This is a genomic window from Zoogloea sp., assembly GCF_041908905.1.
In the GTDB taxonomy this organism is placed as follows: Bacteria; Pseudomonadota; Gammaproteobacteria; order Burkholderiales; family Rhodocyclaceae; genus Zoogloea.
In genome coordinates this window covers 39530-52819 of the sequence record NZ_JAYREK010000025.1, presented here as the reverse complement: position 1 = coordinate 52819, position 13290 = coordinate 39530, and the positions used below count along the sequence as shown (strand labels likewise).

Sequence of the window (13290 nt, the reverse complement as noted above, 5' to 3'; positions counted from 1 at the left end):
AGTTGGTCCAGCGTCACCATCTCCAGTTCGGTCTGAGCGGTGGCGGCGGCAGGCTTGAGCATGCCGAGATTATAAAAAAACCAAGCCCCCGACGGGTGGGGGCTTGGGGCTTTGTCAGCAGTCTGAAGGCCGCCCCTCGGGGCGGCCTTGTTGCTTCGTGGCGCCGGGCCGGGTGGCTCAGCGCTCGTCAAAGCTCACCAGCAGGCGCTTGCTGGTGGCGCGGGCCTGGCAGCTGAGCACGAAGCCCTGGGCGACCTCGGGGGCCTCGAGGGTGAAGTTCTTGTCCATCACCACGGTGCCGTCGAGCACCTTGGCGCGGCAGGTGCAGCACACACCGGCCTTGCACGAGAACGGCAGGTCGAGGCCGGCGTTGAGGGCCGCATCCAGCACGTGTTCGTCGGGGCCGATGGCGAGCTCGTGCTCCTTGCCGTCGAGCACCACCGTGAGGCTGATGTCCTTCTCGGCCTGGGCCGCAACGGCCGCGCTGGTGCCGGTGCCCACCGGGTTGGCGCCGGCCGGCAGGCCGACGGTGAAGCGCTCGGTGCGGATGCGGTCGGCGGGCACGCCGGCCTGCAGCAGGGCGTCCTCGGTGGCGCTGATCATGGCGTCGGGACCGCAGATGAAGACCTCGTCCATGCTCGCCACGGGCAGCAGGGCGTGGATGATCTCGCGCACCTTGTCGCCGTCGATGCGGCCCTGGAGCAGGTCCACTTCCTGGGCCTGGCGGGACAGCACGTGGATCAGCGTGAGGCGGTCGCGGTAGCGGTCCTTGAGGTCCTGCAGGGCTTCGTTGAACATCACCGTCGACATGCGGCGGTTGCCATAGACCAGGGTGAACTTGGACTCGGGCTGCTCCTCGAGGGTGGAGGCGGCGATCGACAAAATCGGCGTGATGCCCGACCCGGCGGCAAAGCCGACGCGGTGGATCGCGCGCTTCTTCTTGACGACGAAGCGACCGTCCGGCGGCATCACCTGGATGGTGTCGCCGGCCTTGATGGACTGGGCGGCCCAGTTGGAGAACAGGCCGTTCTCGACCGGGCGGATGCCGATCTCCAGCTCGCCCCGGGCGGCGAGGCGGCTGCGCGGGCTGCTGATGGAATAGCTGCGGCGCACGTCCTGGCCATTGACGGTGGCGCGCAAGGTGAGGAACTGGCCGGGCTCGAAGGCGAAGCTGTCCTTCGCCTCGTCGGGGATGGCCAGGGTGATCGCCACCGCGCCGGCCGCCTCGGGGCTGACGCGCTTGACGGTGAGATCGTGGAATCGGAGAGCTGACATGGGTGGGCTCCGGGTAAGCCTAGTAGGGCTTGAAGTAATCGAAGGGCTCCTGGCAGTCGAGGCACTTGTAGAGCGCCTTGCAGGCCGTCGAGCCGAACTGGGAGGTGACGACGGTGTTGGCCGATCCGCAGTGCGGGCAGCCCACCGGGTCGGCCACGGGGCGCTTGATGAAGCGCATCACCGAGACGTCCGGCGCCGGCCGGGTGTGGGGCGGAGCGATGCCGTAGGCGTGGAGCTTGGCCTTGGCCTCGTCGCTCATCCAGTCGGTGGTCCAGGGGGGCGACAGGCGGGTGGTGACCCGCGCCGCGACGCCCAGCTCGGCGAGCTTGGCGCGCACGTCGTCCTCGATCTGGCCCATGGCCGGACAGCCGCTGTAGGTGGGCGTGATGACCACCTCGAGGCCGTCCGGACCGTCGTTCACCTCCCGCAGGATGCCGAGTTCGCGCAGGGTGACCACCGGAATCTCCGGATCGGTCAGGGCTTCCATCGCGGCCCACACCCTTTCGGTGGTGGTGCTCATGGTGTCACCAGCGGCCGTCGGGGTGAGCCCGGGCGAGGCTCTGCATCTCGGCGAGGAGATAGCCCAGGTGCTCGGAGTGCAGGCCGATCTTGCCCTCGGTGACGTAGCCGTGGAAGTTCGGGCGGGTCAGCGTGGCTTCGGCCAGCGCGTCATTCACGATGGCATCCCAGGCCGGGCGCAGGGACCACACGTCGATCGCCACATGGGCCGCCACGGCGGCGCCTTCGGCCGGGCTGGTGGTCCAGAACTCCTCGGTGTAGGGCATCAGGTGATCCACCGCCGCCTGGACGCGGGCATGGGATTCCTCGGTGCCGTCGCCCAGCCGCACCAGCCAGTCGCGGGCGTGGTGCAGGTGGTAGCTGGCCTCCTTGACCGACTTGGCGGCGATGGCCGCCAGGCCGGCGTCGGCGGAGTTCTGCAGGCCGTCCCACACCAGCACCATCAGCGCGGAATACAGGAAGTTGCGCACGATGGTGGTGGCGTAGTCCCGGTCGGCCGCCGCGTAGCCCACCAGCGGGCCGTGGTGCGGGAGCTCCAGCAGCGTGTAGTTGCGAAACTCGTGGGCGTCGCGGAAGTAGGCGAGCCTGTCCTCGGTGGCGTCGCCGCCCTGCAGCTCGGCCACGCGCTGGTAGAGCAGCCGGGCTTGGCCGATGAGGTCGAGGCTGACGTTGGCCAGCGCCAGGTCTTCTTCGAGGATCGGGCCGTGGCCGCACCATTCGGCGTTGCGCTGGCCCAGCACCACGGCGTTGTCGGCCAGGTGCAGCAGGTAGTCGATGGGCGTGCTCATTACATGTGCCCCACTTCTTCCGGGATCTCGTAGAAGGTCGGGTGGCGGTAGATCTTGTCGGCCGCCGGGTCGAACAGCTCGCCCTTATCGTCGGGGTTGCTGGCGGTGATCGAGGCGGACGGCACGACCCAGATGCTCACGCCTTCCTGGCGGCGGGTGTAGACGTCGCGGGCCATGTGCAGAGCCTGGGAGGCGTCGGCGGCGTGCAGGCTGCCGCAGTGCTTGTGCTCGAGGCCCTGCTTGCTGCGGACGAAGACTTCCCAGAGGGGCCATTCCTTGAGTGCGGGGGTGTTCATGCTGCCTCCTTTTGTGCGCGTTGTTGTTGTTTGCGGGTGTAGGCCAGGGCGGCGTCACGAACCCACTGGCCGTCGTTGTGGGCCTTGACCCGGGTGGACAGGCGCTCCTTGTTGCAGGGGCCGTTGCCTTCGACGGTGTTCCAGAACTCGGCCCAGTCGATCTGGCCGTAGTCGTAGTGCTGGCGCGCCTCGTTCCACTTGAGGTCGGGGTCGGGCAGCGTCACGCCGAGCACCTGGGCCTGGGGCACGGTGGCGTCGACGAACTTCTGGCGCAGGTCGTCGTTGCTGATGCGCTTGATGCCCCAGCGCATGCCCTGGGCGCTGTTGGGGCTGTCGGCGTCCGGCGGCCCGAACATGGCCAGGCACTTCCACCACCAGCGGTTGACCGCGTCCTGCACCATGGCCTTCTGGGCCTCGGTGCCCTGCATCATCACCAGCAGGGCCTCGTAGCCCTGGCGCTGGTGGAAGGACTCCTCCTTGCAGACGCGCACCATGGCCCGGGCGTAGGGGCCGTAGGAGCAGCGGCACAGGGGGATCTGGTTCATGATCGCGGCGCCGTCCACCAGCCAGCCGATCACGCCCACGTCGGCCCAGGTGAGGGTCGGGTAGTTGAAGATCGAGCTGTACTTGGCGCGGCCGCTGTGCAGGCCTTCGAGCATCTGGTCGCGGCTGGTGCCGAGGGTCTCCGCGGCGGAATACAGGTAAAGCCCGTGGCCACCCTCGTCCTGCACCTTGGCGATCAGGATGGCCTTGCGCTTGAGGGTGGGCGCGCGGGAAATCCAGTTGCCCTCGGGCAGCATGCCGACGATCTCGCTGTGGGCGTGCTGGCTGATCTGGCGCACGAGGGTCTTGCGGTAGGCCTCGGGCATCCAGTCCTGGGGTTCGATGCGGCCATCGGCGTCGATGCGGGCATCGAAGCGGGCCATTTCCTCGGGGTTCTCGGTGGAAAGCGTCACGGCAGGCTTGCTGCCGGGGGCATCCGCTACGCTGAACGACTGGGTGTACATGGATCGTCTCCTCTGGGTTGAGTCTGCGGGGGCTCAGGCGAGCCAGGCAGGCGGGCGTTTGTCGAGAAAGGCGGCGATACCGTCCTTGGCTTCGGCGGTGGCCCGGCGGCGGGCGATGCGGCGGGCGGTCTCCTCGCTCACCGCGTCGTCGATGGGCCGGCCGTCGACGGCGGCGATGAGATCCTTGGCGGCCTTCTGGGCGTCGGGGGCACAGCTGACCAGCTGCTCCGTAAGACGGGCGACGGCGGCGTCGAGTTCGGCCGCCGGCACCACCTCGCCCACCAGGCCCATCGCCAGGGCGCGGGCGGCGTCGATGCGCTCGGCGCTCTGGAAGATGCGCAGCGCGTGGCGCGGGCCGACGGCGCGCAGCACGAAGGGGCTGATCACCGCCGGGATGATTCCGAACCTGACCTCGGAGGTGGAAAACTGCGCGTCGTCGGCGGCGATCGCCATGTCGCAGGCGGCGGTGAGGCCGGTGCCGCCACCGAGGGCGGCGCCCTGCACGCGGGCGATGGTCGGCTTGCTCATCTCCGACAGGGCCCGCAGCATGCCGGCGAAGCGGCGCGCGTCGGCGAGGTTCTCGGCTTCGCCGAAGGCGGCGGCGCGGCGCATCCAGTTGAGGTCGGCACCGGCCGAGAAGTGCTTGCCGCGGCCGGCCAGGACCACCACGCGGACGCTGCGGTCGGCGTCGAGTTCGCGGCAGGCGGCGTGCAGCTCGTCGATGAGCTGCTCGTCGAAGGCGTTGAAGACCGCCGGGCGGTTCATCCAGATCGTGGCGACCCGCCCGCTGCGTTCGATCTCGAGGGTTTCAAAGCTGTGTGCCATGGTGTGCTCCGGCGGGGGCGGGGCCTGACCGCGCCCGGCCCCGCGCCTGTGGGTCGCTTACTGGGTGATGGTCCAGTCGCCGCCCTTGACTTCGAGCATGCGGAAGGAACTGAGGTCGAGGCCCATGTGGTCGGTGGCCGACATGGTCACCTTGCCGCTGGTGCCGACGTAGCCCTTGGTGGCCTCGATGGCATCGCGGACCTTGGCCTTGTCGGTGCTGCCGGCGCGCTTGATGGCATCGACGGCGATCATCAGGCCATCGTAGGCATAGCCGCCGAAGGTGGACACGTCCTGCTTGTAGCGCTCCTTGTAGGCCTTGTCGTAGGCGGTCACGACGGGCTTCTGCGGGTCACTGGCGGGCAGCTTCTCAGGGATCAGCTGGGCGGGCGACGGCAGGCGGACGCCTTCGGCGGCCGGGCCGGCGAGCTTCAGGAACTCGTCGGAGGCCACGCCGTGGGACTGGTACAGCGGCAGGGTGATGCCGAGCTGCCGGTAGTTCTTGGTGACGATGGCCGGGCCCTGGCCGAGGCCGAACACGAAGACGGCCTGCACGCCGGCGGTGTTCTTGATCTTGGTGAGCTGCGGGCTCATGTCGGTGTCCTTGGGCCCGTAGGTCTCGTTGGCCACCAGGGTGATACCGTACTTGCCGGCGACGGCCTCGGTTTCCTTCTTGCCGGACTGGCCGAAACCGCTGGTCTCGGAGAACAGCGCCACCTTGGTGATGCCGCGCTTCTTCATGTCCTCGAACACCTTCTCGGCGGCCATGCGGTCGGTGTGGGGGGTCTTGAAGACCCACTTCTTGACCGGCTCGATGATCACCACGGCGCCGGCCAGGGAGATGAAGGGCACGCCGGCCCGCTCGACCAGCGGCACGGTGGACATCGTGGAGCCGGTGGTGGTGCCACCGACGATGAGGTCGACCTTGTCGTCGTCGATCAGGCGCTTGGCAAAGCCGTTGGCCTTGTTGGCGTCACTGCCGTCGTCGTAGTGCACCAGCTGGAGCTGGCGCCCGAGCACGCCGCCCTTCTTGTTGATGTCTTCCACGTAGAGCTGGAGGGTCTTGAGTTCCGGGTCGCCGAGGAAGGCGGCCGGGCCGGTGACCGACAGGATCGAGCCGATCTTGATCGGGTCGGCGGCGATGGCGGTGAGGCTGCTCAGGCTGCCGAGGGCCAGCGCGGCGCCGGCCAGGAGGGTCTTGAAGGTTTTTTTCATGGTCTCTTGTCTCCTTTGGTGGTGTTGCTCAAACGCGCTCGATGATCATCGCGATGCCCTGCCCCACGCCGATGCACATGGTGCACAGCGCGTAGCGGCCGCCGCGGCGGTGCAGCTCGTACATGGCCGTGGTGACCAGCCGGGCGCCGCTCATGCCCAGCGGGTGGCCCATGGCGATGGCGCCGCCGTTGGGATTCACCCGCGCCTCGTCGTCGGCCAGGCCGAGGTCGCGCAGCACCGCGAGGCCCTGGGCGGCGAAGGCTTCGTTGAGCTCGATGACGTCCATCTGGTCGAGGGTGAGGCCGGTCTTGGCGAGCACTTTCCTGACCGCCGGGGCCGGGCCGAAGCCCATGATCCGCGGCAGCAGGCCGGCGGTGGCCATCGCCACCACGCGGGCCTTGGGCGTCAGGCCGTAATGGCCGGCGACGGCTTCGGAGGCCAGCAGCAGCGCACAGGCGCCGTCATTCACCCCCGAGGCGTTGCCCGCGGTCACCGACAGCTCGGGGCCGTTGACGCCCTTCAGCTTGGCCAGCATCTCGAGGGTGGTCTCGGGGCGCGGGTGCTCGTCGGTATTGAAGACGATGGGGTCGCCCTTCTTGCGGGGGATCTCCACCGGCACCAGCTCGTCGGCGAAGCGGCCGGCGGCGTGGGCGGCGGCCCAGCGCTGCTGGGAACGCAGCGCGAAGGCGTCCTGGTCGGCGCGCGAGACGCTGAACTCCTCGGCCACGTTGTCGGCGGTCTGGGGCATCGAGTGGGTCTCGTAGAGCTTCTTCATCAGCGGGTTGACGAAGCGCCAGCCGATGGTGGTGTCGTAGATCGCCGCGCTGCGCGAGAAGGCGGATTCGGCCTTGCCCATCACGAACGGGGCGCGGGACATGCTCTCGACGCCACCGGCGATCATCAGCCCGGTCTCGCCGGACTTGATGGAGCGGGCGGCGAGGCCCACCGCGTCCATGCCCGAACCGCACAGGCGGTTGACGGTGGTGCCCGGCACGTCGACGGGCAGGCCGGCCAGCAGGCCCGACATGCGGGCGACGTTGCGGTTGTCCTCGCCGGCCTGGTTGGCGCAGCCGTAGACGATGTCCTCGACGGCCGCCCAGTCCACCTGCGGGTTGCGGGCCATCAGGGCCTTGAGGGGCACGGCGCCGAGGTCGTCGGCGCGCACGCTGGCGAGGGTACCGCCGTAGCGCCCGATGGGCGTGCGGATGGCGTCGCAGATAAACGCTTCGGTCATGGCGGGGTCCTCAGAGTTGCTTCGGGCGCTCGTCGATGACACGGCGGGCCTTGCCGGTCTGGGTGCGCGGAATGGTGTCGAAATCCATCACCTTGATCCGGGTGGAGATGCCGATGATGGTCTTGATGTGGTACTGCAGGCTGCGGCTGATCTCTTCGACGTTGGCGCGGCTGAGCTTGCCGGAGAGCTCGCGCTGGACTTCGCAGCGCACCTCGACATTGTCCAGGTGGCCCTCGCGGGTCAGCACGATCTGGTAGTTGCCGGTGAGGCGCGGGTCGCGCAGGATCTGCTCCTCGATCTGGGTCGGGAACACATTGACGCCACGCACGATCAGCATGTCGTCGGAGCGGCCGGTGATCTTGCCGAAGCGGCGGAACGACCGGGAGGTGGGCGGCAGCAGGCGCGTGAGGTCGCGGGTGCGGTAGCGGATGACCGGGAAGGCCTCCTTGGTGAGGGAGGTGAACACCAGCTCGCCGTCCTCGCCGTCGGGCAGCACCTCGCCGGTCTCGGGGTCGATGATCTCGGGGTAGAAGTGGTCTTCCCAGATCACCGGGCCGTCCTTGGATTCGATGCACTCGCAGGCCACGCCGGGGCCCATCACCTCGGTGAGGCCGTAGATGTCGATGGCGTCGATGCCGAGCTTCTTCTCGATCTCGGCGCGCATGCCCTCGCCCCATGGCTCGGCGCCGAAGATGCCGACCTTCAGCGAGATCTCGTCGGGCTTGATGCCCAGGCGCTCGAACTCCTCGGCGATCACCAGCGAGTAGGAGGGGGTGACCATGATGATCTCGGGCTTGAAGTCCATGATCTGCTGGACCTGCTTCTCGGTCTGGCCGCCGGACATCGGCACCACGGTGCAGCCCAGGCGCTCGGCGCCGCCGTGGGCGCCCAGGCCGCCGGTGAACATGCCGTAGCCGTAGGCGATGTGCACCATGTCGCCGGCGCGGCCGCCCGCGGCGCGGATCGAACGGGCCACCAGGTTGGCCCAGTTGTCGAGGTCGTTCCTGGTGTAACCGACCACCACCGGCTTGCCGGTGGTGCCGCTCGAGGCGTGCAGGCGGGCCACCTTGTTGCGCGGCACGGCGAACAGACCGAAGGGGTAGTGATCCCGCAGGTCGGTCTTGGTCATGAACGGGAACTTGGCCAGATCGGAGAGCTGCTGGAGGTCGTCCGGGTGGACGCCCTTCTCCTGGCAGCGCTTGCGGTAGGGCTCGACGTTGTCGTAGGTGTGGCGGACCGACCACTTGAGGCGTTCGAGCTGCAGGGCCGAGATTTCGTCGCGGCTGGCCGTCTCGATGGCTTCGAGGTCGCCGGGCTGGGGGCGCTTGACGGGCATGGGTGTCTCCTCTCTGATTTTTGTGGGGTTCAGGCAGCGGGCGCGGCGGCCAGGCCGGCGATGACCTCGCCGTTGATCCGGTAGCTCTTGCCGCGGAACAGGGCGATCGTCTTGCCGGTCTGCCGGCTCTTCACGGTGACGTCATAGACGCCGGTGCGGCCGGACTGGGAGCGCTCGACGGCTTCCGCGTCGAGGGTGTCGTTCTCCATGCCCGGGGCCAGGAAGTCGATGTGGCAGGCCGAGGCCACGGTGTTCCTGTTGTAGCTGTTGCAGGCGTAGGCGAAGGCGGTATCGGCCAGCGAGAAGATCAGGCCGCCGTGGCAGATGTGGTGGCCATTGACCATGTCGCCGCGCACCGGCATCGACAGGTGCGACACGCCGGGGCCGACGCTCTCGATCTTGATGCCCAGCGCGTTGGCGGCGCGGTCGCGGGCCCACATGGCGTCGGCGACGGCTTCGGCGAGGGCCTGGGCCTCGGCGGCGTTGGGATGCTTAGTGGACATGGATGCCCTTTCCGGCAAAGACTGCCTGCTGGATCAGCGGCGAGACGCGGTAGCGGTCTTCGCCGTAGAAGGCGCCGAGATGGCGCAGCACCTGGCAGATCACCCGGACGCCGACGGCGTCGGCCCAGGCGAGCGGCCCCTTGGGGTAATTGACGCCGAGCTGCATCGCCGCGTCGGCGCCCTTGGCGTCGCAGACGCCCTGGTTCACCGCGTCGGCGGCCTCGTTGGCGAGGGTGGCCAGGGTGCGCATCACCGCCAGCCCGGGCACGTCGGCAAAGCGCGAAACGGCAAAGCCGGCGGCCTGCAGCAGGCCCACCGCGGCGGCGGCGGCCGGCGCGAAGCAGGTGTGGGCGACGCTCACCGCCAGGCGGGTGGCCGTGGTGTAGTCGAGGGCGAGGTCGATCAGCACCATGTTGGCGATGCCGGTTTCGGCGGCGCGCTGGGTGGCGGTGCGGCCGTCGGTCTGGAAGACCACCGCGTCGCCGACCTCGGCGATCCGCCCGTCGGTGCTTTCGCCCCAGGTGTAGGCCACGCCCCGCTCGTAGAGCCGGTCGGCGATGGCCTCGACGGCCGGCGAATGGCCGTGCAGGACGATCGCCTCGGGCACCGGCTGGGCGACGGCCGACCTGGGCTGCGGGCGCTCGGCGCCCTCGCGGTAATCGTAAAAACCCCGCCCGCTCTTGCGGCCGTAGAAGCCGGCGTCCACCAGCTCCTGCTGGATCAGCGAGGGCAGGAAGCGCGGGTCGTTGAAGTAGGCGTTCCACACCGAGCGGCTGACGGCGAAGTTGACGTCGTGGCCGATCATGTCGGTGAGCTCGAAGGGGCCCATCTTGAAGCCGCCGGCCTCGCGCATCACCGCGTCGAGGGTGGCGACGTCAGCGGCGCCCTCGCCCAGCAGGCGCATCGCCTCGCCGTAGTACGAGCGGGCGACCCGGTTGACGATGAAGCCCGGCGTCGAGCGGGTATGCACCGGCGTCTTGCCCCAGGCGGCGGCGGTGTCGAAGAGGGTCGCGGCCACCGCCGGGTCAGTGGCGAGGCCGGACACCACCTCGACCAGCGCCATCAGCGGCGCCGGGTTGAAGAAGTGCAGGCCGGCCAGGCGCTCGGGGCGCTGCAGGGCCGAGCCGATGGCAGTGACGGAGATCGACGAGGTGTTGGTGCCGAAGATGCAGCCGGCGCCGACGATATCTTCGAGATCGCGGTAGAGCCTCTGCTTGGCCTCGAGGCTCTCGACGATGGCCTCGACGACGAGGGCCGCGTCGGCCAGGTCGGCGAGCTGCTCGACGGCCTGCAGGCGCTCGCTGGCCGCGGCGGCGGCCTCGGCGCCCATGCGCCCCTTGTCGGCCAGCTTGGCGAACTGGGCGCGGATGCCGGCGACGGCCTTGGCGGCGGCCTCGGGGCGGTTGTCGAGGAGCTTGACCACGTGGCCGGCCGCGGCGGCGACCTGGGCGATGCCGGCACCCATGGCGCCGGTACCGACCACCGCGACGATGGCGGAGGAGTTGAGGGCCTGGCTCACGCTCATTCTCCGGTGAACTTGGGGGCGCGCTTTTCCATGAAGGCCGCGACGCCTTCGGCGTAGTCGGCGCTCCAGCCCAGCTCGCGCATGAAGCTGCCCTCGAAGGAGAGCTGCTGCTCGAGGGTGTGGCCCGGCGCGGCGTGCATCGCCTGGCGGGTGCGCACCAGCGCCTTGGTGGGCATCGCGGCGAGCTGGGCGGCCAGCGCATCGATGCGGGCGCCAAAGGCGTCGTCGGCGACGGCTTCCCAGATCAGGCCCCACTCGGCGGCCTTCTCGGCGGGCAGCTTGTCGGCCAGCAGGGCCAGACCCATCGCCCGGGCCATGCCGACCCGCTGGGGCAGGAACCAGGTGCCGCCGGTGTCCGGGACGAGGCCGATCTTGCTGAAGGCCTGCAGGAAGGAGGCCGACTTGCTGGCCACCACCAGGTCACAGGCCAGCGCCACGCTGGCGCCCGCGCCGGCGGCGATGCCGTTGACCGCCGCGATGGTCGGCACGCGCAGGTTCTGCAGGCGCAGGATCAGCGGCTTGTAGTTGGCTTCGACCACGTTGCCGATGTCCGGCATCCTGCCGCCGACCTGCTGCATGTCCGGGTCGGCCAGATCCTGGCCGGCGCAGAAGGCGCGGCCCGCGCCGGTGAGCACCAGCACGCGGATGGTCTTGTCGGCCTGGACGGCGTCGAGGGCGGCGCGCAGCTCGGCGTGCATCTCGCCGGTGAAGCTGTTGAGCTTGTCCGGGCGGTTGAGGGTCAGGCGGGCGACGCCGTCGGCCACCGCAAAAAGGATGTTCTTGAATTCCATCTCAGTCTCCTGAACTCGTGCAGAAATCGTGGCGTGCCCGTCAGGCCGGCCCGGGCAGCGCCGCCGTACGGGCGTACGGGGCCCACCGCGGAGCCGGCCGGAGCCGGCGCCCTGGCTTCCTGCGCAGGTTCAAACGTGGTAGCGGCGCTGGACGACGCGGAAGCGGTTGGCGACGAAGGCCGAGTCGGCGTAGGAGGCGTTGGCCGCCGGGTTGCCGCCGGTGCCGTGGTAGTCGGAGTAGGCCGCCGACTGATTGACGAAGACGCCGCCGGTGAGGTTGATCGACAGGGCGACCTTGCTGCGCCAGGTGGCTTCGGTCATCGCGTCGATGACGTCCTGCCTGGTGGAATACACGCCCACGGTGAGCGCGCCGTGGGTGCTCACCACGCGCTCGGAGAGGGCAATGGCGGCGGCGCTGTCGGCCGTCTTGACGACGAAAGCGATCGGGCCGAAGCGCTCTTCCATGTAGAGCTTCTCGTCGGCGGCGTCGCAGGCGAGCAGCACCGGGGTGCGCACGGTGGCGGCCGGGAAGTCGGGGTTGTCGAGCCTGGTGGAGGCCAGCACGACCTTGCCCAGGGCGCCGCTGTTGGCAACGTCGATGCGCTCGGCGGTGTCGGCGGACTGGATCGCGCCGAGCACGGCGTGGGCAACCTCGGGCTTCGACAGGAAGCGCTGGACGGCGGCGGCCAGGTCGGCGCAGAACTCGTCGTAGCTCTTGTGGCCCTGGTCGGTCTCGATGCCGCCGGCCGGCATGAAGATCGCTTGGGAGGTGGTGCACATCTGGCCGGAGTACAGCGACAGCGTGAAGGCCAGGTTGCCGAGCATCGCCTTGTAGGCGTCGGTGGACTCGATGACGATGTTGTTGACACCGGCCAGCTCGGCGTACACCTGGGCCTGGCGGGCGTTGTCGATGAGCCACTGGCCGAACACGTTGCTGCCGGTGAAGTCGATGGACTTGACCGCCGGGTGGGTGGCCAGGGCCTGGGTGGTGGCGCGCTTGTCGGCGACGCACAGGCTGACCAGGTTGGGGTCGATGCCGTTTTCGGAGAGCACCGCGCGGATCGTGCGGACGGTGATCGCCGCCGGCAGGATGGCGTTGCTGTGGGGCTTGACGATCACCGGGTTGCCGGTGGCGAGCGCCGCAAACAGGCCCGGGTAGGTGTTCCAGGTCGGGAAGGTGCCGCAGCCGATCACCAGCGCGGTGCCGCGGCCGACGATCTGGAAGTGCTTCTTCATGACCAGCGGCGGGTTCTTGCCCTGGGGCTTCTCCCACACGGTTTCGGCGGGCACGAAGCTCTGCTCGCGCCAGGCGTAGGCGACGCTCTCGAGGCCACGGTCCTGGGCGTGGGGGGCACCGGCCTGGAAGGCCATCATCCAGCCCTGGCCGGTGGTCATCATCACCGCGTGGGCGAGCTCGAAGCTCTGCTTGTTGAGGCGGTCGAGGATCTCGAGACAGATGCCGGTGCGGCCATCCGCGCCCACCGCCTGCCAGCCGGCCATCGCCGCGTGGCCGGCGGCCACCAGGGCCTCCGGGTCGCACACCGGGTAGCTCACGCCGAGGGCGATGCCGTAGGGGGAAGACTCACCACCGTGCCAGCCGGTCAGGCCAGGCTGATCCAGCTCGAAACGCTTGCCCAGGTGGGCTTCGAAAGCACGCTTGCCGTCATCGGGCGCGGTCTCGCCATAGGCCTTGGGGCTGGGCATCTCGCTGAACGCCGACCAGTAAGCACGCGAGGCGATCGCCGCGACGGCGCCATCCAGGCGGGCGCGATGCTTTTCGAAGAGGGGGTGCGTCATTCCGATGTCTCCTGTTGGTGTTGGGTTCTTGACTCAAACAGTACAAACGAACCTGATTAATGTCAATGTTCAGTATCGTATTTTTCTGATAGAAAGCCTCGAGATTACATAGTTCAAAACCACTTACACAAAAGAAAACTATTTTTATATCAAAAACTTAAAACGTTATTTTGGTCAAAAAA

Annotated in this window: 13 protein-coding genes; all 13 read right to left on the bottom strand. The window is 68.8% G+C overall.

Annotated elements, in window-relative coordinates:
• Window positions 1-177 precede the first annotated feature (177 nt).
• The 13 genes from ACE3OU_RS13410 to paaN all read right to left on the bottom strand — a co-directional run bounded on the left by ACE3OU_RS13410 (window position 178) and on the right by paaN (window position 13108).
• Window positions 178-1275 carry a 2Fe-2S iron-sulfur cluster-binding protein gene (locus tag ACE3OU_RS13410; RefSeq protein ID WP_374242054.1) on the bottom strand — a complete coding sequence of 366 codons (1098 nt, stop codon included), beginning with the start codon at window positions 1273-1275 and terminating at the stop codon, window positions 178-180.
• A 19-nt stretch (window positions 1276-1294) separates the two neighbouring features.
• The gene (paaD, locus tag ACE3OU_RS13405) at window positions 1295-1795 is read right to left on the bottom strand and encodes a 1,2-phenylacetyl-CoA epoxidase subunit PaaD (protein WP_374242053.1); all 501 of its coding nucleotides are present in this window, start codon (window positions 1793-1795) and stop codon (window positions 1295-1297) included.
• Window positions 1796-1799: 4 nt separating this feature from the next.
• Window positions 1800-2582, bottom strand: a complete 783-nt coding sequence (paaC, locus tag ACE3OU_RS13400) for a 1,2-phenylacetyl-CoA epoxidase subunit PaaC (protein ID WP_374242052.1) — start codon at window positions 2580-2582, stop codon at window positions 1800-1802.
• A complete protein-coding gene (gene paaB, locus ACE3OU_RS13395) occupies window positions 2582-2878 on the bottom strand; it encodes a 1,2-phenylacetyl-CoA epoxidase subunit PaaB (RefSeq protein ID WP_141353985.1) in 297 nt (98 codons plus the stop codon). The genes paaC and paaB overlap by 1 nt, the downstream gene beginning before the upstream one ends.
• Window positions 2875-3885 (bottom strand): 1,2-phenylacetyl-CoA epoxidase subunit PaaA, encoded by a 1011-nt coding sequence (gene paaA, locus ACE3OU_RS13390; protein ID WP_374242051.1) that lies wholly within the window; start codon window positions 3883-3885, stop codon window positions 2875-2877. The genes paaB and paaA overlap by 4 nt, the downstream gene beginning before the upstream one ends.
• Window positions 3886-3918: 33 nt before the next feature.
• Complete coding sequence (locus ACE3OU_RS13385) at window positions 3919-4710, bottom strand: enoyl-CoA hydratase/isomerase family protein (RefSeq protein WP_374242050.1); 792 nt, start codon at window positions 4708-4710, stop codon at window positions 3919-3921.
• Window positions 4711-4767: 57 nt separating this feature from the next.
• Window positions 4768-5922 (bottom strand): ABC transporter substrate-binding protein, encoded by a 1155-nt coding sequence (locus ACE3OU_RS13380; protein WP_374242049.1) that lies wholly within the window; start codon window positions 5920-5922, stop codon window positions 4768-4770.
• 28 nt (window positions 5923-5950) lie between these two features.
• On the bottom strand, window positions 5951-7156 hold the full coding sequence (gene pcaF / locus ACE3OU_RS13375) for a 3-oxoadipyl-CoA thiolase (protein ID WP_374242048.1): 1206 nt from the start codon (window positions 7154-7156) through the stop codon (window positions 5951-5953).
• A 10-nt stretch (window positions 7157-7166) separates the two neighbouring features.
• A complete protein-coding gene (gene paaK / locus ACE3OU_RS13370; RefSeq protein WP_374242047.1) occupies window positions 7167-8492 on the bottom strand; it encodes a phenylacetate--CoA ligase PaaK in 1326 nt (441 codons plus the stop codon).
• Window positions 8493-8521: 29 nt separating this feature from the next.
• Entirely contained in the window at window positions 8522-8995 is a 474-nt protein-coding gene (gene paaI / locus ACE3OU_RS13365; protein ID WP_374242046.1) for a hydroxyphenylacetyl-CoA thioesterase PaaI, read from the bottom strand.
• On the bottom strand, window positions 8985-10520 hold the full coding sequence (locus ACE3OU_RS13360; RefSeq protein WP_374242045.1) for a 3-hydroxyacyl-CoA dehydrogenase: 1536 nt from the start codon (window positions 10518-10520) through the stop codon (window positions 8985-8987). Before ACE3OU_RS13360 ends, paaI begins: the two co-directional genes overlap by 11 nt.
• A complete protein-coding gene (gene paaG / locus ACE3OU_RS13355) occupies window positions 10517-11311 on the bottom strand; it encodes a 2-(1,2-epoxy-1,2-dihydrophenyl)acetyl-CoA isomerase PaaG (RefSeq protein ID WP_374242044.1) in 795 nt (264 codons plus the stop codon). Before paaG ends, ACE3OU_RS13360 begins: the two co-directional genes overlap by 4 nt.
• Before the next feature lie 129 nt (window positions 11312-11440).
• Complete coding sequence (paaN, locus tag ACE3OU_RS13350) at window positions 11441-13108, bottom strand: phenylacetic acid degradation protein PaaN (RefSeq protein ID WP_374242043.1); 1668 nt, start codon at window positions 13106-13108, stop codon at window positions 11441-11443.
• Window positions 13109-13290: the final 182 nt, after the last annotated feature.